At 44.9% G+C, this 24595-nt stretch carries 22 protein-coding genes and 1 pseudogene; 13 read left to right on the top strand and 10 right to left on the bottom strand.

All coding sequences use genetic code 11. The features are described 5' to 3' along the window. Nucleotides 1-177: 177 nt before the first annotated feature. Nucleotides 178-1452, top strand: a complete 1275-nt coding sequence (locus tag ABEF84_RS14950; protein WP_034586122.1) for a replication-associated recombination protein A — start codon at nt 178-180, stop codon at nt 1450-1452. 454 nt (nt 1453-1906) lie between these two features. Here ABEF84_RS14950 and purC read toward each other — a convergent pair whose 3' ends face one another. The 3 genes from purC to dapA are packed head-to-tail and all read right to left on the bottom strand — an operon-like array spanning nt 1907 to nt 4176. Next, nucleotides 1907-2626 (bottom strand): phosphoribosylaminoimidazolesuccinocarboxamide synthase, encoded by a 720-nt coding sequence (gene purC, locus ABEF84_RS14945; RefSeq protein ID WP_034586124.1) that lies wholly within the window; start codon nt 2624-2626, stop codon nt 1907-1909. A gap of 38 nt (nt 2627-2664) precedes the next feature. Continuing rightward, complete coding sequence (locus ABEF84_RS14940) at nt 2665-3264, bottom strand: lipoprotein-34 precursor (NlpB) (protein WP_034586125.1); 600 nt, start codon at nt 3262-3264, stop codon at nt 2665-2667. A gap of 12 nt (nt 3265-3276) precedes the next feature. Further along, nucleotides 3277-4176 carry a 4-hydroxy-tetrahydrodipicolinate synthase gene (gene dapA, locus ABEF84_RS14935; RefSeq protein WP_034586127.1) on the bottom strand — a complete coding sequence of 300 codons (900 nt, stop codon included), beginning with the start codon at nt 4174-4176 and terminating at the stop codon, nt 3277-3279. 714 nt (nt 4177-4890) lie between these two features. Here dapA and mhpT point away from each other — a divergent pair. The 4 genes from mhpT to ABEF84_RS14915 all read left to right on the top strand — a co-directional run bounded on the left by mhpT (nt 4891) and on the right by ABEF84_RS14915 (nt 8423). After that, nucleotides 4891-6096, top strand: coding sequence for a 3-(3-hydroxy-phenyl)propionate transporter MhpT (mhpT, locus tag ABEF84_RS14930; RefSeq protein ID WP_034586133.1), 1206 nt, complete (start codon nt 4891-4893; stop codon nt 6094-6096). A gap of 171 nt (nt 6097-6267) precedes the next feature. After that, nucleotides 6268-6654, top strand: coding sequence for a hypothetical protein (locus tag ABEF84_RS14925; protein WP_034586136.1), 387 nt, complete (start codon nt 6268-6270; stop codon nt 6652-6654). A 60-nt stretch (nt 6655-6714) separates the two neighbouring features. Then, the gene (gene pncA, locus ABEF84_RS14920; protein ID WP_034586139.1) at nt 6715-7344 is read left to right on the top strand and encodes a bifunctional nicotinamidase/pyrazinamidase; all 630 of its coding nucleotides are present in this window, start codon (nt 6715-6717) and stop codon (nt 7342-7344) included. 110 nt (nt 7345-7454) lie between these two features. After that, nucleotides 7455-8423, top strand: a complete 969-nt coding sequence (locus tag ABEF84_RS14915; RefSeq protein ID WP_034586142.1) for a bile acid:sodium symporter family protein — start codon at nt 7455-7457, stop codon at nt 8421-8423. 49 nt (nt 8424-8472) lie between these two features. On the opposite strand, the gene ABEF84_RS14910 is transcribed toward ABEF84_RS14915, so the two are convergent. Beyond that, nucleotides 8473-9726: a hypothetical protein gene (locus ABEF84_RS14910; protein ID WP_034586145.1), complete on the bottom strand. Its 1254-nt coding sequence runs from the start codon at nt 9724-9726 to the stop codon at nt 8473-8475. A gap of 77 nt (nt 9727-9803) precedes the next feature. Here ABEF84_RS14910 and serB point away from each other — a divergent pair, with 77 nt between their 5' ends. The 3 genes from serB to ABEF84_RS14895 all read left to right on the top strand — a co-directional run bounded on the left by serB (nt 9804) and on the right by ABEF84_RS14895 (nt 12393). After that, nucleotides 9804-11024 carry a phosphoserine phosphatase SerB gene (gene serB, locus ABEF84_RS14905; RefSeq protein WP_034586148.1) on the top strand — a complete coding sequence of 407 codons (1221 nt, stop codon included), beginning with the start codon at nt 9804-9806 and terminating at the stop codon, nt 11022-11024. Nucleotides 11025-11432: 408 nt separating this feature from the next. Then, nucleotides 11433-11771 (top strand): ciprofloxacin tolerance protein AciT, encoded by a 339-nt coding sequence (gene aciT, locus ABEF84_RS14900; protein ID WP_034586151.1) that lies wholly within the window; start codon nt 11433-11435, stop codon nt 11769-11771. A 142-nt stretch (nt 11772-11913) separates the two neighbouring features. Further along, nucleotides 11914-12393 carry an SCP-2 sterol transfer family protein gene (locus ABEF84_RS14895; RefSeq protein WP_034586155.1) on the top strand — a complete coding sequence of 160 codons (480 nt, stop codon included), beginning with the start codon at nt 11914-11916 and terminating at the stop codon, nt 12391-12393. Between the two features lie 118 nt (nt 12394-12511). Here the strand turns inward: ABEF84_RS14895 and ABEF84_RS14890 are convergent, their stop codons facing one another. Together ABEF84_RS14890 and dtd are read right to left on the bottom strand one after the other, a co-directional pair. Further along, nucleotides 12512-13816 carry an IS4 family transposase gene (locus ABEF84_RS14890; RefSeq protein WP_347464168.1) on the bottom strand — a complete coding sequence of 435 codons (1305 nt, stop codon included), beginning with the start codon at nt 13814-13816 and terminating at the stop codon, nt 12512-12514. A 99-nt stretch (nt 13817-13915) separates the two neighbouring features. Beyond that, entirely contained in the window at nt 13916-14356 is a 441-nt protein-coding gene (dtd, locus tag ABEF84_RS14885; protein ID WP_034586157.1) for a D-aminoacyl-tRNA deacylase, read from the bottom strand. A gap of 329 nt (nt 14357-14685) precedes the next feature. On the opposite strand from dtd, the gene pncB reads away from it, so the two are divergent. The 4 genes from pncB (at nt 14686) to ABEF84_RS14865 (ending at nt 19009) form a co-directional block, all read left to right on the top strand. Further along, nucleotides 14686-15897 carry a nicotinate phosphoribosyltransferase gene (gene pncB / locus ABEF84_RS14880; RefSeq protein ID WP_034586160.1) on the top strand — a complete coding sequence of 404 codons (1212 nt, stop codon included), beginning with the start codon at nt 14686-14688 and terminating at the stop codon, nt 15895-15897. A 163-nt stretch (nt 15898-16060) separates the two neighbouring features. Continuing rightward, nucleotides 16061-16909 (top strand): sulfurtransferase, encoded by an 849-nt coding sequence (locus ABEF84_RS14875; RefSeq protein ID WP_034586163.1) that lies wholly within the window; start codon nt 16061-16063, stop codon nt 16907-16909. Beyond that, nucleotides 16906-17757 carry an archaetidylserine decarboxylase gene (gene asd, locus ABEF84_RS14870; protein WP_034586166.1) on the top strand — a complete coding sequence of 284 codons (852 nt, stop codon included), beginning with the start codon at nt 16906-16908 and terminating at the stop codon, nt 17755-17757. The genes ABEF84_RS14875 and asd overlap by 4 nt, the downstream gene beginning before the upstream one ends. A 289-nt stretch (nt 17758-18046) precedes the next feature. Beyond that, nucleotides 18047-19009: an IS30-like element IS18 family transposase gene (locus tag ABEF84_RS14865; protein WP_075174500.1), complete on the top strand. Its 963-nt coding sequence runs from the start codon at nt 18047-18049 to the stop codon at nt 19007-19009. Between the two features lie 50 nt (nt 19010-19059). Here the strand turns inward: ABEF84_RS14865 and ABEF84_RS14860 are convergent, their stop codons facing one another. From ABEF84_RS14860 to ABEF84_RS14850, 3 genes are all read right to left on the bottom strand, one after another. Beyond that, nucleotides 19060-19668 carry an SPOR domain-containing protein gene (locus tag ABEF84_RS14860; RefSeq protein WP_034584563.1) on the bottom strand — a complete coding sequence of 203 codons (609 nt, stop codon included), beginning with the start codon at nt 19666-19668 and terminating at the stop codon, nt 19060-19062. Between the two features lie 235 nt (nt 19669-19903). After that, a complete protein-coding gene (gene argS, locus ABEF84_RS14855) occupies nt 19904-21694 on the bottom strand; it encodes an arginine--tRNA ligase (RefSeq protein ID WP_034584565.1) in 1791 nt (596 codons plus the stop codon). Between the two features lie 188 nt (nt 21695-21882). Continuing rightward, entirely contained in the window at nt 21883-22758 is an 876-nt protein-coding gene (locus tag ABEF84_RS14850) for an IS982-like element ISAba825 family transposase (RefSeq protein ID WP_347454369.1), read from the bottom strand. Nucleotides 22759-22934: 176 nt separating this feature from the next. On the opposite strand from ABEF84_RS14850, the pseudogene ABEF84_RS14845 reads away from it, so the two are divergent. Further along, nucleotides 22935-23221 (top strand): annotated as a pseudogene (locus ABEF84_RS14845) (DUF2798 domain-containing protein). A 72-nt stretch (nt 23222-23293) separates the two neighbouring features. Here the strand turns inward: ABEF84_RS14845 and ABEF84_RS14840 are convergent. After that, nucleotides 23294-24595, bottom strand: a complete 1302-nt coding sequence (locus ABEF84_RS14840) for a DUF445 domain-containing protein (protein WP_034584790.1) — start codon at nt 24593-24595, stop codon at nt 23294-23296.

The raw sequence follows: 24595 nt of genomic DNA, 5'->3' as shown, positions 1-24595 counted from the left end.
GTGCTGTCATACAGAATATGATCAAATTTGTATGAAGTTGCAAGAATTAATTCCAAAGAAATGATAAAAAGCATAAGGATATTATTTTTTGATAACTGAATACCCTGCAACTGCATCTGTGGAATCCGGATCACGGATGCTAGAATGCAGACAGATTCAATGTGAGCCAATAATAAAATGTCAGACAGCCATATTCCTCTTCCTGAACGTTTGAGGCCACGTGACCTCAGGGAAATTATCGGACAGGATCACCTGTTGGGTGAAAATGCGCCATTGCGCCAGATGATTGATCAGGGACATTTGCCTTCGATTATTTTCTGGGGGCCGCCAGGCGTAGGTAAAACTACGATTGCCTTGTTATTGGCGCAGGCGGTAGACCGTCCTTTTGTTAGTCTGTCGGCATTGAATACCGGGGTCAAAGAGCTACGTGAAGTGATTGCCGAAGGGGGCGATCTGCTGACACCTGTCGTCTTTATTGATGAAATTCACCGCTTTAACAAATCCCAGCAGGATGCGCTGCTGAATGCGGTCGAGAAGGGCAAAATTACCCTGATCGGTGCGACCACAGAAAATCCGTCCTTTGAAGTCAACAGTGCCTTGTTGTCTCGCTGTCAGGTTTATACCCTGAATGCCCTGAGTAATGAGGCGATTCAGACCTTGCTCACTCAGGCCGTACAACGCGATGATTTCCTGAAAGAACGTTATATCCAGATTGAGGAATTTGATGCACTGATCCAGTTCGCCGCAGGGGATGCCCGTAAGGCACTCAATCTGCTGGATCTGGTCGCCAGCACCTTTGAACCGGATATGGAAAATATCATCACCAATGCCGTGGTGGTGAAAGTCGCGCAGCAGAATATTGCCCGTTATGACAAGTCGGGTGAGCAACACTATGATCTGGTTTCAGCATTTATTAAATCCATTCGTGGGAGTGATCCGGATGCAGCGCTGTACTGGATGGCACGTATGCTGAAAGGCGGTGAAGATCCGGTCTTTATTGCACGCCGTATGTTGATTGCTGCTTCAGAAGATATAGGCAATTCCAACCCGAATGCCTTGCTCTTAGCTGGAGAATGTTTCCGTGCGGTACAGGCGATTGGTATGCCGGAATGCCGGATTATTCTCGGTCAATGTGCTGTTTATCTGGCGACCAGTGCCAAGAGTAATAGTACCTATCTGGCGATTAACAAAGCACTGGAGCTGGCAGATAAAACTTCCCACTTGCCAGTGCCGCTGCATTTGCGCAATGCGCCAACCAAGCTGATGAAAGAACAGGGTTATGGGGTGGATTATCTGTATCCGCACAATTATCCGGAACACTTTGTTTTGCAAGACTATCTGCCACCGGAGCTGAAAGGCACCAAGCTGTATGAGTCCGCGCGTAACAAACGTGAAGTCGAAGCAGAACGCTTACAGCAGCGTCGCTGGCAGCAGGCACAACAGCAGCAATAATAGAATGAATGGTCAAAAATACCGGTTCAATTGGGCCGGTATTTTTTATGGAGGATTGGAAGGAAAAAATAATTCTCCTTTACCGAAAAGATCAAGAAGTCGGGTGTTAAAGTAGGTTGATCATTTTATTTTGACAGAATTCAAGTAACCCAAGCTAAGCATTTAATCATCTGAATTATTGGCAAAAAAAAGCCCAGTTCTGGGAGAACCGGGCCAAAAATAGGATGTTCTTGGGGGAGATACATCCTAGAGGGTAGAAAAGAATCTGGTTGGCAATCTACTGGTGGAGAGCTGAGTGTCAGTAGCTTACCCGGTATGGAAGTTATTTTAAATATTTTACCGAACGTTGTAAAAACGGTGTTTTTCATTAAGAAAATTTATTTTTTCGATTATTGAACAAACAATAAAAAACCGAGCACTAAGCCCGGCTTTTTGAATCTATTTAAGAAATAGATTAGATGTCAGAAAGATCGATGCCGATACGTGCAGCAACTTCTTCATAAGCTTCAACCACACCACCTAGGCCTTGGCGGAAACGGTCTTTATCCAGTTTTTTCTTGGTGTCTTTATCCCATAGACGGCAACCATCTGGAGAGAATTCATCACCCAGTACGATACGGTCGTGGAACACACCAAATTCAAGTTTAAAGTCAACTAGAAGCATATTGCCCGCTTCGAATAATGCTTTAAGCACTTCGTTCACTTGGTAAGTCAGTTCTTTCATTTTTGCCAGCTGTTCAGCGGTCGCCCAACCCAAAGCAATTGCTTGAGATTCGTTCACCATTGGATCGCCCAGCGCATCATCTTTGAAGAACAATTCGAATGTAGGAGGAGTTAACTCTTTACCTTCTTCTACACCAAGACGACGGCATAAAGAACCTGCAGCATAGTTACGAACCACACATTCTACTGGAATCATTTTGAGTTTTTTCACCAGAACTTCAGTTGGTGACAGCAGTTTCTCAAAGTGAGTCTCGATGCCAGCAGCAGCCAGTTTCTCCATAATGAAGGCGTTAAAACGGTTATTCACCTTACCTTTACGATCCAGTTGTTCGATTTTTTCGCCATTGAATGCGGACGCATCGTCACGAAAAACTAAAATCAGGTGGTCTTCACTGTCTGTGGTATAGACAGATTTCGCTTTACCAGTATAGAGCAAGGTTTGTTTTAACATGAGGGAACCTTCTACAAAAAAAAATGCCTAGAAAATGTCTAGGCTGGCCAATTTTGGTAAATCTGATTTAACAGTTCTGCTGCCTGTTCACGGTCGGCAAAACTGTTATCTGGATTAAACACAGCCAGGGTGTTACTCGAACCTGCAGGAGAGAGTCTTAAAACATAGGTCTGCTGATCGACCTTGATCGTTACCTGGTAACGATCCTTGCTTTGACCAACGATGGAATGGTTAAGGCTGCTGAGCGTGGCAAGAGTGTATTGCCATATTGTAGCAGGATTTCCATCGATTTTGAGCAACGGATTTTGATTTCCGTCCATGACTAGCTGTGGTTTTCCGCTAATTTCTGTAACAGTTTCATCTGCTTGATTTGAACGAACAGCTTCTGTTGCTGGGCGTGGCAGGGCAAAACGCGTACCACGCTCGTTTTCCAGCTTCGGTGCATGCTCAATCGCAAGCGGATCCACTGTCGGAGCAGGATACAATGGCGTTGCAGGACGAACCATGGCACCTTCCGGATATTGCAAAGGATCTAGCGTGGTGGTGTTTTTGTAGTCCAAAGTCCCGTTTTTAAAGGTACTACAACCCGCTAAACTGATTGCTGAAAGGGCAAGGATAAGTCCTAAACGTAATTGCATAATCTTGTGCTCTTATTGAATAACGCCCGCAGCAGCAAGTGCTTCATGCAGCGGTGCGCGATATTGTTCTGCAAGTGGAGTCAGTGGCAAGCGAATACCAGTACCGATCAGACCCATGTCATGTAACGCCCATTTCACAGGAATCGGGTTGGATTCGCAAAATAAAATATTGTGTAAATTTGCAACCTGAGCATTCATCTGTTCTGCTAATGCTGCATTACCAGCAAGGGCAGCAGCACAAACTTCGCTCATGATTTTCGGTACAACGTTTGCAGTCACCGAAATGTTGCCTTTCGCGCCATGTGCCATCAATTGATATGCAGTTGCATCATCGCCTGAATACACGGTCATGTCTTTGCCTTGCAGGCCAGCAATCAGGGCTGCACCACGTTCTACATCCCCAGTCGCATCTTTGATTCCGACGATTTGTGGAATATCAGCCAGACGGATCACGGTTTCATTTGCCATATCTACGCCAGTACGGCCTGGTACGTTATATAGAATTTGTGGCAGATCAACCGCTTCAGCAATGGCTTTATAGTGCTGGTACAAGCCTTCCTGAGTTGGCTTGTTATAGTATGGGGTCACCAGCAGGGCAGCATCTGCGCCCAGGTCTTTGGCTTCCTGAGTCAGCTCGATCGCTTCACGAGTCGAGTTTGCACCCGTACCGGCAATAATCGGAATACGTTTGTTTGCAACACGGATGATTTCTTTGATCACCTGGGTGTGTTCGCTCATGCTGAGCGTTGATGCTTCACCAGTCGTACCGACAGCCACGATGCTGTTAGTACCTTCTGCAATATGCCACTCAACCAGCTTCTCGAGACCCTTCCAATCTACGCTGCCATCTTCAAACATGGGGGTGACGAGTGCGACAATGGAACCCTGAATGGTCTGTGCTTGCTGAGTCATTTTGAAAAACTATCCTATTTGTCCATCCGAAGAGAATGAGAAAACATAAAGCTGGATGGGTTTGTTTTGATTTGTAGCAAATTCAATATACTTGCGTTGAATTGAATATTGCGTATGCAAATTATGACCGATCGGCTGCATAAGAACAATATGCTTTCGCCAAAGTGGTGCAATTCTTTATACAAAGCTCTGGCTGAACAAGCAATCACTAAAAAGAATGAATTTTATAATGATTTCTTTGGTGAGGATTTTCTCAATGGTCTGGTTGAGGAACATATCTCTTGGTACAGCAGATATAAAGAAATGTGTTTATAGGAATAATTTATTTTAAATACAGTGTCTTAGTTGTTGTTTAGAGTAATAAAGAATGAGATAAGAGCTAAAATATATAGAAATAAAAAGTGAATTTATCGCCAAAAGTTAGATAAAAATAATCAATTAATTCTTTTTAGATATTAATTAAAATAGGTTTATTGATTGAATGTTGGATTTTTAAGATTGATTTATCACTGCTAAAGCGATGAACACAAAATTTTTCATGACTGGACTAATTGTTTTTTCGACTTTCTGTGATTGAGAAGAAAAGTAATAACATTTGGGTTTGTCCAGAGAAATCCTACAAAAATGTTCAACTTATTGGTAGTTAAATCCGACTTCGGTCTTAGCGATGATGGCGACTTTAATTTTGAACGCTGATTGAACAAGGATATTCCAATGGAAAAATCAGACAACAAGCACGCGATAATCACGGTCGGGATCTGTTTCCTGATCGCCGTGATTGAAGGCTTAGATATTCAGGCTGCAGGGATTGCGGCAGCGGGTATTCGTGAGCATTTTGGTCTCGATAGCTCGCAATTGGGGGTGTTTTTCAGTGCAGGGATTCTGGGTTTATTACCTGGTGCACTGGTCGGCGGTCGATTTGCGGATCGAATTGGCCGTAAGAAAGTCTTGATCTGGTCTACAGGGGTTTTCGCTCTATTCACCTTATGTACCGTTTGGGTGAACAGCTTTCACAGCTTGCTGGCAGTGCGTTTCCTGGCAGGTGCGGGTCTGGGTGGTGCGATGCCAATCCTGATTACCCTGGCATCTGAAGCCGTTGCTCCAAAAAATCGTGGTCGTGCGGTGGGCCTGATGTACTGTGGTATGCCCGTTGGTGCGGCGATTTTGTCGTTGATTGCGGCAACTGAATTCGGCGCTAACTGGAAAAATGTATTCTACCTGGGCGGTTTGCTACCTCTCATCGTGATTCCACTGATGATGCTTTGCCTGCCAGAGTCGAAAGAATACCTGAAAGCGCAAAACAAAACTGCGGCAGAACTGGCAGCCTCACCAAAAGGTTCATTCAAGGATCTGTTTAACTCGGACAACCTGTTACGTACGCTATGTATCTGGGTGAGCTACTTCTTCACGCTGATGGTGGTTTACATCATGCTAAGCTGGTTGCCATCCCTGTTTATGGAACTGGGCTTCACCCGTAAAGATGGTTCAACTGCACAGTTCTACTTCATGGTGACTGCAACCATCGGTACTGTGATTCTGGGTATGCTGACGGATCGCTTGAAAAAAGCCTATGTCATCATCTTGATGTACGGTGGTATCCTGGCAGGTCTGCTGGCGCTGAATGGTGCAAGCTCACTGGAGCAAATGTACATGGCAGCAGCATTGGCGGGTGCCTTCGTGATTGGCTGTCAGGGCGTACTGTATGCCTTCGGTAGTATCGTGTATCCAACTGAAGTGCGTGGTACCGGTGTGGGTGTTGCTTCTGCTGTTGGCCGTATCGGTGCAATGCTTGGTCCTGCAATCGCGGGTCAGTTACTGACTGCAGGCTTTGGTGCAGCAGGGGTAATCTCGGCAGCGATTCCATGTATCGTGATCTCTGCGGTATGTATGCTGTTCCTGGTGAGCCGTACCAAAGTTTAAAATAAGAAATGAATATCCAAAAAAGCCTGCCGTGATGCAGGCTTTTTTATTGCTGGAATGATGTGTTTTCAATGCGACAAGCTGAGTCGCAAAACATTTATTAAATCATTATTTTAAAAATAAAAAATGGCATAATGCTGTGTAAAAAATAATAAAGCCTGGAGGAAAGGGTTGAGCGCAAAGCAATTAATCGCCCAGTTTAAAATTGACCAGCATGAATTCCATCTTTACCTGCACGAATATGAAATCCAGCTGCATAAGGTTGCTGCAGCAGTTCCCAAAGTCCGGCTCAGTTCAGAGGCCTGGCTAAATTTCGAAGATGAGGCCCGTATGGATGATGTTGGGCAGAACATCAATGCCTTTGCTGTGATGATTCAGTGCCGAAAGCATTTACGCCACTATCTCGCCAAACATCCGCTACGTTATTTCTACTTTCACGCATCTACACCACGCAAGGCGCGGATCTACCCACGGTTTGCCGAGCGGCTGTGTCAGCAGTTGTCTGACTATGACTTTTGTCAGAATGATGAGTCATTCTATTTTTATCGTCGCGACTAAAAAAGTGCAGGTTTTTTCGCTATGCTGGACCATCATCAAATTTTCATGGAATGAGGACTTATGCAGCAAAACGCCGCGTTGATTGTTGTGGATGTACAAAAAGGCTTTACCCCGGGTGGCAATCTGGCGGTCAAAGATGCGGATCAGATTATTCCCAATATCAATCAACTAGGACAGTATTTTGACAATGTGGTGCTGACCCAGGACTGGCATCCAGCAAATCATATTTCTTTTGCCGAGAATCATGCAGGCAAGGCACCTTATGACACGATTCAGCTGGATTATGGTTCTCAGGTGCTGTGGCCAAGTCACTGCGTACAGGGTACGGAAGATGCCAAGCTGCATCCAGATTTGAATTTGCCGCATGCGCAGCTGGTGATCCGTAAAGGCTGCCATCAGCAGATTGACAGTTATTCAGCGTTTATGGAAGCGGACCAGAAAACCACGACCGGTCTGGCCGGTTATCTGCGCGAGCGCGGTATTGATACTGTGTTTATTGTCGGCATTGCGACGGACTTCTGTGTGGCCTGGACCGCACTGGATGCATGTAAACTCGGTTTCAAGACCTTTGTGATTTCGGATGCCACTAAAGGCATCGACTTAAATGGTTCGCTGCAGCATGCTTGGCAAGATATGCTGGCCAAGGGTGTAAAGCGTATCTATATGAAAGATATCGTAGAACTGGCCTAAACCTTTTGTCTTAGCCAGATTTTGCAGGCGGTTTGCCATGTTAAGTTGCCTGCATTCAATAGCCGTGGATTGCCATGGCATATTTCTTTTATGACCCATGGACTCCCCACATGTCGGCATTATTTAGATTTACCCAATTTTTTCAGAAAACCTTTGCGCTTTGGGTCATTGTATTCGCGGTGCTTGCCATTGCCTCGCCAGCGACGTTCGTCTGGCTGAAAGCCTATATTCCATGGATGCTCGGTATCATCATGTTTGGGATGGGCATGACTATGACCCTGGCCGATTTTAAAAGCGTCTTGCAAAGTCCTAAAGCGGTATTGATTGGTGTGTTCGCCCAGTTTGTGGTGATGCCGGGTTTGGCTTTTCTGCTCTGTCATTTGTTCCAGCTTCCGGCAGAAATTGCCATCGGGGTGATTCTGGTGGGCTGCTGCCCGGGGGGGACAGCATCGAATGTGATTACCTATATGGCTAAGGGCAATACGGCTTTATCGGTGGCATGTACTTCAGTATCCACCTTGTTGGCACCCATCCTGACACCTGCTATTTTTTATCTCTTGGCCAGTCAATGGCTTGAAATCAATGCCCTATCGATGCTGGTGTCGATTTTACAGATCGTATTATTTCCGATTCTACTCGGTCTGATTGTACGTGCGATTTTTAAAGCCAAAGTCAATGCATCTATCCAGGTGATGCCTTTGATTTCGGTAGTGGCCATTGTCACGATTGTGGCAGCGATCATTGCTGGCAGTAAAGCTCAGATTCTAGAATCGGGTCTGATGATCCTCGGGATCGTGGCACTACATAATGGTATGGGCTATCTACTGGGTTACTGGGCCAGCCGTATCTTTAAATTACAAGAAATTGACTGCCGTGCGGTATCGATTGAAGTCGGTATGCAGAACTCAGGTCTGGGCGTGGCTTTGGCGGCGGCTCATTTTACTGCATCACCGATTACCGCAGTACCCAGTGCCATTTTCAGCCTATGGCACAATATTTCCGGTCCTGCTTTGGCAACCTATTGGGCAGCTAAACAGCCGCCAGAAACAGATCAAGCTAACAAATCTCAGCAGCCATAAGTCATAAAAAAGCCCGATCTTGAATCGGGCTTTTTGTTATCTAAATTTCTTAAGAAGCTTTGGATTGTTTTGATTTCAGGATATCGGTTCGGAAGCTTTGCGCCAGTTCCGCCATCTCTGCATCCATGCCGTTCATGACAAACGCATGGCGAGTGAGGACATTGGTTGGATTTGGCATGCTGACCAGCTCATAGTGATCGGCAATCTCTTTCAGTAAGGTATTTGGCACATGCACAGCGCTTTCACGCGCCACCAGTTGCTGTACCAGTCGTTCCGCTGCTTGAGTTGAGTTCAACTGCATTTCATCCACTTTCGATGAAATTGCACAACGGGTCTGCAGCACAAAGCGTTTGTCTTCACGGTAGCGTTTATACAGCACTTCAGACAACAGCTGGAATACATAGCTGATTAGGGTCAGGCAGGCAAGAGCATCCGGTTTGTCCGCAGCAATGCTTAAGGTTGCACCTTTTTCATCAAACTTGTGCACGGTCTGGATATCCGAGCTGTTTAATTTGTAATGCTGTACGCACAGTTCAGTGGCCTTGTTCAGGAAGATCTGGCACAGGTTAAAGTAGGGCACAGAAACCGTCTTATTCACTGAATCCAGTAGCTGTTTAGGATCATAGAACTGGATATTCAGGGAAAGGGTATCTTTTTCCTCGGCCACTGGGGTGGAAGTTTTTTCTTTTGGCTTTTGCTGAATGGCTTGCTGTGCCTGGGCAATTGCCAGTGCGGCATTATGTTTTTCCTGTTCCAGTGCCTGAGTCAAGGTCTGAATCTCGAATTTCAGACGTGATTCATTGTTAATCCGTGCCAGATATTCACTACGGCTCGGGCGGGCGATGGCACGATAGCCTAACCACAGCAATGCATGGATGATGAACGAGAACAGAATTGCCATCCATTGGGTACGCAGAATTTCACCGATGCTGAGTTCGATCAGGGTAATTTCCACTGAACCGACTTTTTTCTCGTTGACTTGTGCATCACGGACAAAAACTTCGCCTTCACGGGTTTTGGTCAGTCCACCAGTGGCTAAAACTTGAGCATTTGAATCGAGAATACGAATTGACGCCACACTTGGGTTGGTGGCATAACGGTTTGCCAGCAAAGCCAGTGAAACCCGGTTGGGTGGATCAAGCTCGGCCAGGCTGTCTGTCACCAGTTGGCTGGTCATCAGCTGACCCTGACTGGCACGGTTTTCATTCAGCTGGTGAGTCGTTGCCAATACCAGCAAGAAGGTATGCAGGGCAAAACTTATAATCAGTAGGCTAGCAAATAGCCCTTGTCTAGGCGCATTCAACGTAAACTTCCAAGGCAATTCTGTTCAATTTCGATTATGATTCTAACAATAGTTGTAGCTCAGACCCGAGTCAATTCATGCGAGAAATCATTCTTATTTCATTTTTAGGACCGGACCAGCCTAATCAATTTACACGATTAATGCGGGTTTTGTCCGCTCATTCCTTACAGATCCTGGATGTAGGACAAGCGGTTATTCATAACCAGTTGACCTTAGGTATTGTTGTATCTTCGGACGACCAGACTGCAACCGCGTTAGCGATGAAGGAAATCCTGATTCTAGCACATGAAATCGGGTTAACAGTGCGCTTTAAACCAATCTCCGTCGCAGAATACAATCAATGGGTGCAGGAAGGCGGTCAGACCCGCTATATCGTGACTGCATTGGCTCCAGAATTAAAGGCTTCTGACCTGCAGGCGGTGACCCAGATCGTCTCCAACCAGGGCTTTAATATTGAAACCGTGACCCGACTCTCCGGTCGTCCGGTACTGGATGGTGCTGAAGCTGGGCCGAAACGTGCCTGCGTACAGTTTAGCCTGAAGGGCCAGATGCTGGATGCCACTGCCATGCGTACTGCGTGTCTGCGTCTGTCAACTGAACTGGGCATTGATGTGGCAGTCCAGGAAGACAATGTCTATCGGCGTAACCGCCGTCTGGTTTGCTTCGATATGGACTCCACCCTGATCGAGCAGGAAGTGATTGATGAGCTGGCCAAAGAAGCCGGTGTCGGTGCACAGGTCGCTGAGATCACTGAACGCGCGATGCAGGGCGAGCTGGACTTTCAGCAAAGCTTCCGTGCACGGGTGGCCTTGCTGAAAGGTATGGATGCATCGGTACTGCCAAAAATTGCTGAACGTCTAACCTTAAGTGAAGGTGCAGAACGCCTGATTTCGACTTTAAAAGCACTGGGTTATCGTACAGCGATTCTGTCTGGCGGCTTCCAGTATTTTGCTGAGCATTTGCAAGCGAAACTGGGAATTGATGAAGTGCACGCCAACGTCCTAGATGTTCAGGATGGTATTGTCACTGGTGAAGTCAAAGGTCATATCGTCGATGGTGCACGTAAAGCACATCTATTGATGACCATTGCTGAAGAGATGGGCATTTCCATGGAACAGACCATTGCTGTGGGTGATGGGGCTAACGACCTGCCAATGCTGTCAATTGCAGGCCTAGGAGTCGCGTTCCGTGCTAAACCACTGGTTCGCCAAAATGCCAATCAGGCGATTTCTAGCGTGGGTCTGGATGGGGTGCTGTACCTGCTCGGTGTGCATGACAAAGACCTAAGCCGTGCTTGATTTCAGATCGATTTAAACTAAAAAACGCAGTCCAAGAGCTGCGTTTTTTTATGCCATTTGAGAATGATTTAAAGATGAACAGGGCAGCCTGTATAGAAATACACCGATCATCTTAAACGGAAAAATAATTTTTTTAGTCCAAAAAAACAGCGTTGATTTTGTAATGACACGCCAGCGTCGATGACACAAATGTTTTGCAAAAACTCGAAAATCAAAAAATGTAATGACAAAATAATATCGCGACAATATATGTCGTTCCGTAAAAGAAAAGGACTTTTTTTAGTCAAAAAACTCATCATAATGCTGGCATAGACAAACAAATCAGTATGTTCCACTTGGTGGTTTTATCGACTTCAGCTGAAAGAAAGACTGCATCTGCAGCAGCTTCAGTTGAACGGAGGGGATGTTATGGTAACAGCGAATTTAGCAACAATTGTAGGCCTGAGCCTGGTAGCCGCTGCTGTGCTTATTGTGTTCTTCTCACCTTATCGTCGCTGGCTGAGCTTTATGGTAGCGGGTATGTTTACCTGGGGACTGATCGAAATTATTCGTTTTGGTACACAAACCCTGTTTGAACTGCCAATGACCTATGCTTATCTGGCGTCTTTAAGCAGTGTCATGGTGATTGTCACTCTGCTGCTGCTACGCGAAGATCGTCGTGCTGAACGTGCCTTGCTCGCCAAGCGCCGCTGCATCGAGCACACACCAGTATATGAAGATGACCAGCAGCAGTTATCCAGCCGCTAACAGTACTTAAAATAAAAAGAACAAATGCACCTTCGGGTGCATTTTTTGTTAAACAACATCAACAAACTGCATGCTTAACCTGCCAAGATTTTATGCTAGGATAGCTGTCAATTTTCGTACAATTACAAAATAGGCATAACGCATGAAACTGTCTTCGATTCCTGTCGTGAAACTTCCTTTGGTTGATGTCAGCACTGACCCGCTGGATTTGCTGGTGGCTGGTCTGGCTTTGCGCATGAAGCAGTTGGCACGTACCAGCCCAAAATTTATTGAACTGGTGCATGAGCGTCAGTTCCGAATCCAGATCGGTACTGATGAAGGCTTTGCCCGCCAGATTATTGTCAATAATGGTCAGATCGATACGGTATCTGGCAATCCTGAACCCGCAGATTTCGTGTTGCAGTTTGCCGATAGCGAGCAGGGTGTAAAAACCTTGATGAAAGGTGACCCGACTGCGTTTATGACCGGTATGCAAAACGGCAGTATCAAGATGGAAGGGGATTTTGGTTTGCTGGTTTGGTTTAACCAAGTCGCGAAAATGATTCCACCGAAACTGCCAAAACCAGTCAAAGAAAAAGTGAAACTGGTGCGTCAGTTTATTAAAGAAAAGACTGGTAAATAAATTAAAAATCTTTCATCCTTTTTACACCCTCTTTGTGTTTCTCCCAGAGGAAGAAAGAAAAGGTAGGATGAAAGATTTTTTAAAAGCAAAAGCCCTCAATCCGAGTAATGCCAGTCAGTTAAGAGATTGACTGGCTTTTTCTTGGGTATTTTTGAGGTTTTCCTTTTACAACCCTTGGATAACTCCTCACTCTTCTCTCAGGTATAACATACCGATTAGATTTCTCCATTAAACTTTCCAGATGTTTGGGTAGATTACCTGCAGAAGCCAAAGAGTCGAATCTGAGTAAATTAAGAAGGGCAATAGATGCAATATGAAAACTGATCCTCAACGGGCTTACTTTGGCACGTTGAGCCATATATTTCATTTGTCTTCTTAGAACATTATAAGCAATCAAGACACCCCATAATTCTTGATAAATTAAGTCTGGCTGTTTGCTCCTTAAGTGCTTACCTTCCTGTAAATTGCTTTTAATTTCTCGGTAACACATTTCAATTTCCCAACGCTGAGCATATAACTTTGCCAAGGCTATAAGTGGGTATGTCTTTGAATCTAATAATGAAGTAATGTAACGTCTGATTTTTCCTGCCTGCTCAACTTCAATTAAACGTGCTTCCCAGTAATCTCCTAATGCTGGATTAAGTTTTTTGGTTCTTGCTGATATTGGCATCCTGATATGAAAATCATGTGGGGAATTCCGTTTAATTATGTCATAACGTAAATTATCTTTTGCTCGCATCAGCCAATGACTTGATTCTCCACGTGTTTGCCAGCCTATTAAAAAATCAGCAGAGAAATAAGCTCGATCAAACAAAGTAATACTTTGTGCTGGAGGAGATAATTGATTTGCTAATGTGAGTTCACCTTGATCCATACTGCCTATTTGGGCATCTATGATTTCATGAGTATTGGTATTCACTAGACACGTGGCTCTAACTTGTGGGTAAGGTGCTACAGCAGTTTTACCTTTAGATGAGCCAAAATGATTAAAATTCTCCTTGGTCAGTGGCATAGACCAAACCACCCCGTCAACAGCACATACACTAAGACCTTGAAAGGTTGAATATTGTTGTTGTGATTCATCAAACCATGCTTGGCTGATTAAGGAGAATAAGGCGGCTAAGGGTTCTCGACCTAAACGTTGTCGAGCTTGGACAGCTGCACTAGGAACACAATAATCTGTTGTACCAAACACGAGTTTTAATTGTTCTACCACATAGCTGATGGGTTGATTGCGAAACAAGGCAAGCCCAAGAACAAGCCAAACCACGTGCTCAGCAGGTAATTTTCTCCTTCTGATCGATGCCTTACCTGTTTGATGCAGAGATGTTTCAATCCAATTTAAGTCAATAAGTTCACAAAAATGGCTAAGTGATGGGAGAGCATGTTCAAGAGTGGATTCTAAATGTTCAGATAAAGACATAAAAAAATGAGCGTATTTACATACACTCATTTTTACTACATTTTGCTAATATTTGCTTAACTGACTGGCATTACTCAATCCGAGGGCTTTTTTATTTGTTTATTCTACTTCCAGATTAAACGTCACCGGTCCATCATTGACCAGATGCACTTTCATGTCCGCGCCAAAAATGCCGGTCTGAACCGCTGGAAATTGTGATTTGGTATAGTCCACCAGTTGCTCATACATGGCTTTGGCTTCTGCAGGTGGCATGGCTGGTCCAAAATCGGGACGTAAGCCTTTCTGGGTTTGTGCCATCAGGGTAAATTGTGACACCAGTAAAATTCCACCATTAGCCTGTGTCACGTTCCAGCCCATTTTGCCTTGATCATCATCAAAGAAACGGTATTTCAAGATTTTATCAATCAGCTTCTGACCTTTTTCCAGAGTATCTTCTTTGCCAATCCCCAAAAACACCAGAATGCCATGCTGGATTTCGCCAGTGGTTTCACCCTCGACCACGACTTTGGCTTCAAGTACCCGTTGTAACAATGCACGCATATTTGACTCAAAACTAAAAAATTGCCTGCATTGTACAAGATCAGCAGAAAAGGTGTGGATGGATACTGCTTAAAATTTACTCCATTTATTGAGATTCAACAGACTGGACCGAAGACTATGGCTGAGTTTGCCAAAGTGATTGGCCAGGAAAAAACAGCTACAAAAAATCATTCAGACAGCCAAGAAATTTTCAGTAAAAGCAGATAAATAAGCTGTTTTTTACATTTAATTTTTCGTGATATTTTCACCTAGCTGTACGTAATTCCTGCAATATTACGAGCCGTTTTATGCTTTAATGCAGAGATAAGCACAGCGATATTTCTGAAGTTATGGCGCCAATCATCCAATCCCTGCTTGATACTGACTTGTATAAATTCACCATGTTACAAGTGGTCTTGCACAAGTTTCCGCAAACCCACAGCCTGTACCATTTCCGTTGCCGCAACCTAGAAGATACAGTTTATCCACTGACTGATATTCTGGATGATCTCAACCATCAGCTCGATTTGCTGTGCCAGCTGAAATTTAAAGAAGATGAACTGCAATACCTGCGTGGCATGCGCTTTATCAAAAGCGACTTTGTCGATTATCTGGAACTGTTCCAGCTGAAACGCCGCTTTATCAAAGCCAGCATCGACAGCGAAGGCCGTCTGGATATTACTGTTGAAGGTCCGATGGTGCAGGCGATGATGTTTGAAATCTTTGTGCTGGCGATTGTGAATGAACTCTATTTCAGCCGTATCCGTACGCCTGACGTGCTGACAGAAGGCGAGCGTCGCCTGAAAGCCAAGATTGAATTGCTAAAACAGTACGATGCAGCACAGGATCCGAATGATCCGCCATTCCTGGTCTCGGATTTTGGTACCCGCCGTCGTTACAGCTTCGAATGGCAAAAGCATGTGGTGGAAGAGTTTAACAAGGCTGCACCGCATGTGTTTCGTGGAACCAGTAATGTCTTGTTAGCCAAAGAATTAGGTATTACTCCAATCGGTACTATGGCACATGAATTCCTGCAGGCGTTCCAAGCTTTAGACGTCCGTTTGCGAGATTTCCAGAAAGCAGCGCTGGAAACCTGGGTACAGGAATACCGTGGTGACTTGGGGATCGCGCTGACTGATGTGGTCGGTATGGATGCCTTCCTGCGTGACTTTGACCTGTACTTTGCCAAACTGTTTGATGGCCTGCGTCATGACAGTGGTGACCCGTATGAATGGGGCGACAAGGCTTATGCCCATTACAAGAAGCTGAAAATCGACAGCAAAACCAAAATGCTGACGTTTAGTGATGGACTGAATCTGGAAAAAGCCTGGAAACTACATCAGTACTTTAAAGATCGCTTCCAGGTGAGTTTCGGGATTGGCACCAACCTGACCAATGATATGGGCCAGACTCCACTGAATATCGTGCTGAAACTGGTGGAATGTAACCGTCAGTCTGTGGCGAAAATTTCTGACAGCCCAGGAAAAACCATGACCGATAACGATACCTTCCTGGCTTATCTGCGTCAGGTCTTCGATATCAGCGAAATGGCTGAAGCCTAAGATAAAAAACCGTCTCAAACCTGAGACGGTTTTTTTATACAATGTTCTGTTTGCCAAATTCGTTATCATAAATTGTGATAAATAACCCATTAAAAACCGCATAATTGTAAAAATGAGCTGTGCTAAGATCAGACTGATTTGAACCATAATTCCTATGACAACGATGACAGCTTCAGCTTTTAATTTTGGTCTGCTGATTGAAGCAGAAGACCTGGTGCCACATCTGGGCAATGAAAAACTCCGTATTGTCGATCTGAGCCGTGCTTCGGTGTATGAGCAGTTGCATATTCCGAATGCCTTGCAACTGCAGCCGAAAATGCTGGTGCGTCAGGAAGAAAATGCGCTGGGTCTGTTGCCAGATCAAGCCGGTCTTGAAGCATTAGTGCGTTATCTAAATATCTCGACAGATCATCATGTCGTAGCCTATGACGACGAGGGTGGAGCATGGGCGGGGCGTCTGCTCTGGAACCTGCACTGCATCGGTTTTGAAAATACCAGCCTGCTGAATGGCGGGATTCATGCCTGGATCGCAGCTGGGCTGCCAACCTCGTCTGATCCGGTGAACTTACAGCCGGTAGAGAATTTGGTTCCCGTTCAGCTGGATCATGAAAAAGAGGTGCGTATTGATTATAAAGCGCTACGTCAGCAGGTCGAGCAGGGCAAGGTTCAACTCTGGGATTGTCGTACTGAAGAAGAATATACCGGTCTGCGCCTGACAGCGCGACGCGGCGGTCACATTACCGGGGCACGTCATTTCGAGTGGAGTACTGCCCTTAACCGGCAAAATCATTTAAAATTGCATCCTTTACAGCGCACTCAACAGCGTCTGGAACAGCTGGGCTTTGATCTGAAGCAGCCTGTGGTGGTGTACTGTCAGTCACATCACCGCTCAGGGCTGGCTTATATTTTAGGTCGTCTACTTGGCTGGGAAATCCAGGCTTATGATGGTGCGTGGAGTGAATGGGGCAACCGCCTCGATAGTCCAATCGCTACAGGGGAGTCGCCATCTTGAGCATCACATCGCGTTTAAAACAACAACTTTTTATCCAGGCTCAAAAGGTTGTGCCACAACACCGTCTGTCCCGTGTGGTCGGCAAAATTGCAGCCAGTGAAAATCCAGTTGTCAAAACTGCGGTGATTTCTGCCTTTAAAGCGAAATATGGCATCGACATGTCGATAGCTGAGCAGACCAATGCGTTGAAATATAGCTCTTTTAATGACTTCTTTACCCGTGGTTTGCGTACCGGCGTGCGTCAGGTGGATTCGGATGTGACCAGCATCGTTTCTCCAGCTGATGGTGCGATTTCCCAGCTGGGCAAAATTGAAGATGGTGATGTGTTTCAAGCCAAAGGACAGAAATTTACGGTTGAAGCCTTGATTGCCGATCCACAACTGGCGCAACCTTTTAAAAATGGTGAATTTGCAACCGTCTATTTGTCACCACGTGACTATCACCGTGTGCATATGCCATTTGCTGGTACTTTGACTGAAACCTTATATGTACCGGGTGAACTGTTCTCGGTGAATCAGGTAACTGCAGAAAATATTCCAGGTCTGTTTGCCCGTAACGAGCGTATGGTGTGCCTGTTTGATACTGAACTGGGCCGTATGGCGGTGGTTTTAGTTGGCGCCATGATCGTAGCGGGGATTGAAACCGTCGCAACCGGTAAGGTAAAACCGTCTGGGCGTATCGAACTGAACCAGCATGACCTGTTCCTGGAAAAAGGTGCTGAGCTAGGCCGTTTCTATTTGGGTTCTACTGCAATCATCCTGTTTGAAGAGAATAAGATGCAGTGGGATGAGAAGTTTAAGGCTAATTCAACGGTGTTGATGGGTGAGGCACTAGGTCATACGATTTAATTTGTAATAAATATTCCTCCTCCCTGTGGGAGAAAGTTAGGTGGAGGGGACTTATATGGAATTAGACCTCGCCCTAGCCCTCTCCTAAAAGGAGAGAGAATCTAACCATAATAAATATTTCCTAGATTTTCCCTCTTTGAAAAAAGTGAGAAGCACTGCTTTGCAAGGGGGAGGATTATAAAAATCGCAGATTCAAATCCCAAGTGCGACACATTTGTAGTTAGTTGAAAAAGTTAGGTGTATTCATAGAATCATTAGACTTTTTCAACTCGCAATTGGAAAGCACACAATGAAGAAATACACCCAACTTTCTCAAGATGAAAGATACGAAATTTATGCTACTTTGAAAAGTAAAAGCTCAATCGCTAACCTTGCTCGGGAGTTAGGGCGTTCACGATCAACCATCTACCGTGAATTAAAAAGAAATACTGGGCAACGTGGATATAGGGCTCAACAGGCAGCTAAATTTGCAAGTCAAAGACGGTACCGTCCTTCCTCATCAATGACAGCATTTGCCTTCGCCTATATTGATTATTTAATTGGCTTGGACTGGTCACCAGAACAAATTTCAGGTGCTTTAACACAACGCGGTTGGCTGGATGTACCTTCACATGAGTGGATTTACCAGTACATTTATCAAGATAAATCAAAAGGCGGTAAACTCCATCTACACTTAAGGCATCAGAAGAAATATCGAAAACGAGGTTACAAAAACACGGATCGTAGGGGGCAAATCATTGATAAAACAAGTATTCACTGTCGAGACCAGGTCATTGATCAACGACAACGTTTAGGAGATTTCGAAGGTGACACGGTGATTGGTAAACATCATAAAGGTGCTTTATTAACCCTTGTTGATCGAAAGAGCCTGTATGTACATATTGTTCATTTAGGATCAACGAGAGCATCCTCTCAAACGATTACTTGTGCGTTAGATCGTTTACGAATGAGCCATGCTTATAGTGTGACATTTGATAATGGTAAAGAATTTTCCGAACACAAAAGAATTACTGATGCCGGGATAGAGACGTATTTTGCTGATCCTTACAAGTCTATTCAGCGAGCTAGAAATGAAAATACGAATGGTTTAATCCGTCAATATCTGCCAAAATCATCATCGTTTGATGACGTGTCAAACGAACAAATAGAGCAGATAGAATTTGCACTCAACCATCGTCCTAGAAAAACGCTAGGTTGGTATACACCGAGTGAAGTTATGGCTGGTTTTTATACTGTTGCACTTGCCGCTTGAATCCGCCAGTTAAAAAAAAGCGCCAAATGGCGCTTTTTTATATATGTGATTTATTTCTGCTTCACAACAATTGAATCGATACCGCTATGTTGCAAGGTTTGCTGGGCAATCACGGCAGCCTCAACCGAGTCATACGGACCAGAAACCACACGGTACCAGACCTTGCCATTTTCCACACTTCGCACCACATCTGCAGACAGGCCATTCAGAATAATTTCGGCACGACGGGCATCAGCCTGATCCGGATCATCATAGCTGCGCACTTGCAGGATATAGCTGTGTACAGGGGCAGCCGGTTCATCAATCAATCCGGGTTCTGCAGGTGTTTGTTCTTCTTCCGCTTTTGGTGCTTCGACAATGACCACTGCATCCTGTTTTGTGGTTTCAGGTACGGCCTGCTCAGGAATTGGGGTAACTTGCTGTTTAGGCAACAGATCATAGAAGCGATAATCCTTGTTAGTATCCTCTTCTTCATAATGTTCAGAAGTCGTCTGATTGTTGTTTGGTTTTACAGGTTCCCATGGCTTCCATAGCATGAGCGCCACCAGAAAACTTAACACGATTAAAATGATCACGAGTGTGCCTAACCATGCAGGAATCAATGGTTTTTTAGGCTTGTTCGGACGTTCAGATACACCGCGCTGCGTTTTTCCAAACACTGGGGATTTCCTCTTTGTATTTATTATCAGATAGAAAAGGCATAACTGCGGTTATGCCTTCTTACTCTCTGCATCGTATGTGATCGTGACGCAAATGTCATTATGCAATACACGAACTTTACAGCATATTTTTGACCTGTATGCCCAAGTGAACATACAGGTCATAATTTTTGGGTTACTTACATGCTCACTTTGAGTACAGCTCTTCGTCTTGCATCAATGTAAAAGCAGTGCTTTACATTGACTCAGGAGCGGACACACCTAACAGTTCCAGACCGTTACGCAGGACTTGGCGGACATTGATAGACAACAGTAGGCGGGCCTGAGTCAGTTCTGCATCATCACCCAGTACCTTGTTCTCATTGTACCAACCGTGGAACAGGGCAGCCAATTCTTTCAGATAGTTACCCACCTGGTGCGGTTCGTAGTTATTCGCGGCACGCACCACGATTTCTGGATAAGCTGCCAGTTTGGCCAGGATTTCAGTTTCTGCATCCAGTTCAAGTTTAGCTGCAAACGCACGTGCAGCTGTAGCGTCAAAGTTTACGCCAGTTGCAGCAGCTTTCTCTAACATACGGCAGATACGCGCATGGGCATACTGGATGTAGTACACCGCATTGTCCTTGCTTTGAGAAACGGCAAGATCCAGGTCGAAGTCAATGTGCTGTTCAGACTTACGCATCACGTAGTAGAAACGTGCCGCATCGTTACCGACTTCTTTACGCAGGTCACGCAAAGTCACGAACTGGCCTGAACGAGATGACATTTGCACCATCTCGCCACCACGCCATAAGCTCACGAACTGAACCAAAAGTACAGTCAGTTTTTTCGAGTCATAGCCCATCGCATCAATGGCAGCTTTAACACGTGCGATATAGCCATGGTGGTCTGAACCCCAGATATCTACGATATCGGTATAGCCACGTTGCAATTTGTTCAGGTGATAGGCGATGTCAGAAGCGAAATAGGTGGTTTGACCATTACGGCGTTTTACCACGCGGTCTTTTTCATCACCAAATTCGGTCGATTTAAACCAGATGTTGCCATCTTTTTCGTATAGGAAGCCACGCTGATCTAAAGTCTGTAGCGCTTCATCAATTTTTTCAGTCAGGGTTGCTTCGCTGAACCATTGGTTGAAAGTGACACCAAATTCACCCAGGTCATCTTTAATGTCATCTAGAATGGCTTTCAGCGCAGCCTGATGGAAGACACGGTAGCCTTCACCCAGTAAATTTTGTGAGTTATGAATCAGGCCATCGATATGTTTTTCTTTGTCACCTGACAGAACGACTTTGTTGCCATCCGCATCGGGTTCTGGTGCATATTGCACGTCTTCAGGCACGTCTTTATAAACGTCTGCGACTGGACGGACATAGACATCACCATCTTTGTCGATAATGCTTTGTGCGATTTCTTTAACATAGTCGCCTTGATAGGCATTTTTCGGAAATACCAGTTCCTGACCTTGTAGTTCCAAATAACGCAGGTACGTAGAGGTCGCCAGGATATCCATCTGACGGCCAGCATCGTTGACATAATATTCACGATCCACTTTCGCACCAGTGGCTTCCAGCAGGTTTGCAACGGTCATTCCGTAGGCAGCACCACGGCCATGACCGACGTGTAGGCTAGAAGTCGGATTAGCAGATACAAATTCTACCTGGATGCGTTTTTCCGCATTGGCTTGGGTGCGACCGAAGTTTTCTTTTTGCGCTTGAATCTGGTCTAGAACTGCGAAGCGCTGATCCGCATTCAGGAAAAAGTTGATAAAACCCGGGCCTGCAATCTCAGCTTTGCTGATGTCTGCAACTTCAGGCAGGGCAGCAAGGATTTTTTCTGCTAAATCACGCGGTTTCATTCCCGCAGCTTTAGACGCGATCATGGCAATATTTGATGCAAAGTCACCGTGGCTACGGTCTTTGGTACGCGTCAAATTACTTGTGTTGTTCCAGTCAGATGGGAGTACGTTTTGTGCCTTTAAGGTTTGCACTGCATGATCGAGAGCTGCTTGGATTGCCGTATTCATAATCAGTCGAAAATAGATATCGCAGAAAAACAGCAAATATAGCAAATTTCCGACTCTTTAGGTAAAACCATTTACAGGGAATAAAAAATATACGGGTCGTTCCGGGCAGATTTTTACAGATTTGTAAGGGATGATTTGATAGATTATGTGATGATTAAAGTATTTATAACTAAACGCCAATCTCAACTTTAAATAAGCTTTTCAAATTGAATCGGCGAATAACCACATTTTTTATTCATAACGACGCAGACCGTATGTGACAAAATCTTTCTGATAAAACGATGCGATAAGTGCCATAAATCTCTTGCCCTTACTTTTTGAATATTAAAGCGATCAGTTAATTGACCAATGACCGTTTCAATTTTCCTTCGTGCTCTCATAAGCAACCTCATTGATTCTTGAGATCTAGAGTCCGGCATATTCTTTCTTAAAGGAGTTTGTAGATCAACATACTGAAATTTATAGTATTCTTTCAAGCTGGGTCTTAAGTAACCTTTATCTGCACCTAGTAACCCATGAATATTTTCTGTGATTTCTGGTGCAACATCACGCTCATCTACATTTGCTGGAGCGAAAGTATAGCCAGTAATCATACCCTCCAAATTAATTACAAGATGCCCTTTAAAACCATAGTATTTCTCTTGTTGTGCAGCACAATAACTAAAACCTGCATGTTCTTTGAAATTCTTGTGTCTTTTTGCTCGACTATAACGACAAACAGGTATAGGAAATCCATCAATAAAATGAATATGATCCTGACCATAATGTGCAGTTAATTGGGCTGTGATTTTTTGATGAACTTGCCATAAGTTTGCACAATGCTTACAAAAGTTAGGATATGAACCTAAATGAGGGAACCAACTTAAGTAATTGTTTTTAAAAAACATCCATATGCTTTTATCCGTATCCATTTTGAGACACTCACCAACAATTTGCATTGTGATAATTTCAATATCGGTTAAAGCAGGTGGAAAACCACGTTTTCTTAATGGTTCAGAGATTATAGTTGGGTAAATTTCCTCTATGATTAAATAGACAATGATGATAAATTCTTCAGTGGACATAACTGTAATTTTATTTTCATAGACGGATTTAAAATGAGGCTATGTCCTTTTTATTTCAATGACTTAAAAAGTTGAGATTGGCGTATAACTAACTAAAATTTTGTATAAAAAATGAATGATCACTGAAATTCAAATCACTGATATTGGTGAAAGTGACATAACAAAAAGAGCTGTCCATGGATTCGCAACAAGGTCCGGTGATTTTCGGCAATATTTCTAAACTTGCTGCCAAATTGGCGCTGATCATTGTGCCTTTTATTCTGTCCTGCTTGATGAGTGGCATCATTTCCTTGATCAATATGCTGTGCACTCTGGGCTGGATGGAAGGCTTTCTGTCACTTTGGCTGCATAACTGGATGATCTTTAAGCCTTCGCTTTTCCGATCGTGCTGTTACTGCTGCCGGTGGTGCACAAGATCACCGGGCTGTTGGTCGATATGAACGGGTCACAATCACCAAAATAAGCTATTGATTCTCCATGGGTGAATCAGCAGGTTGTTCAGTGAGAGGATGCTAAAAAGAGATATTCAAAGTGCTTAGAGTAGATGTTCGACCACAGCACGAATAATCCCCAGTGCCAAACCGATAAACCCACCGACTACCACACCATTGACGCGGATCATATGCAGGTCACCACCAACCTCATTTTCAATCTTGCTGATCATCTCGCGTGAATCCCATTCATGAATCCGTTCACTAATAAAACGGATCACTTTCTCGCTATATTGGTCACTGAGCTCTACCGCCAGGCCGCTCATACGATTATTCAGTAATTCACGTACTGAGTCATTGGACATGATATTTTCCCCGACCTGCTGAATCGCAATACGCAGGTTTTCGGCAATGCCAGAATCCGGTTTTTCCAGATCGGCCTTGATGGCATCACACAGAATCACCACCGCACCCCCGATAAAATTGAGCACCTGTGGGCTATCCAGCAGGGCATCCTTGGCATTATTCAGACGCTGGCTAGCTTCACTGTCATTGTTGGCCAGTTCCAGCATCAGTTGTTGTGCCGACTCTTCAATTTTCAGTCGCCATGGATGCTGGGGATCAGCGAGCATGGCTTCGACGCGCTGAATGACAGAATCAATACTGCGCTGCTGGACATCAATACCGATCCAGCTGGCCCCTTTGGCCAGTTTCCACACACCCATTTCCTTAAACAGGGTACGGGTCAGTTCACGGGTCTGGTCTGGATGCGAAGTCATCCAGACATGCACCAAATCTAGTCCACGCTGTAACACATCCTGATGGAAGTCATTTTCCAGCACGGCACGCAGCATTTCGCTGGCCAGATGGTTGATTTGGGTGTTTTTGACCCACTGCACACTGTTGGTCTGGATAAAGCTGGAAATTTGCTCCTGACCGACAAATTCAAAGATCCGCGGTGCAGTCTGCTGGATCACCTGGGTGACCTGAAGATTATTGGCCGGATTGGCCAGCCAGCGACCTGCGGCCAGACTCAGGTCAGTATTGGCCAGACTGCGCTGCACGATTTGCGGCGACAGGAAATTTTCTTGCACAAAGCGACCCATGGATTCAGCAATCCGCGCCTTGTTGCGTGGAATGATTTCGGTATGATCCCGCAGGAACTTTGGAATCGGTAACCGGCCAAAAGGATTGCGGAACAGCACGGTAATCGCGTACCAGTCCGCCAGACCACCGACCACACCGGCTTCTGCTGAAAGCATCAGGATATGGATCAGCCAGATATATTGCGGTAGCAGTTTGGCAGCCACCATTAGTGCCAGCCAGGCCAGTACGGCCGTAAGCAAAGCCATGGTAGCAAAGCGTTTGCTGCGTTGTAGGCTCGGTGAACTGGTCTGTTCTGGCAT

Origin of the sequence: Acinetobacter sp. ANC 7912 (genome assembly GCF_039862785.1) — a bacterium.
Taxonomy (GTDB): domain Bacteria; phylum Pseudomonadota; class Gammaproteobacteria; order Pseudomonadales; family Moraxellaceae; genus Acinetobacter; species Acinetobacter thermotolerans.
The sequence above is the reverse complement of the archived record's forward strand: the minus strand, read 5'-3'. Positions and strand labels throughout refer to the sequence as shown.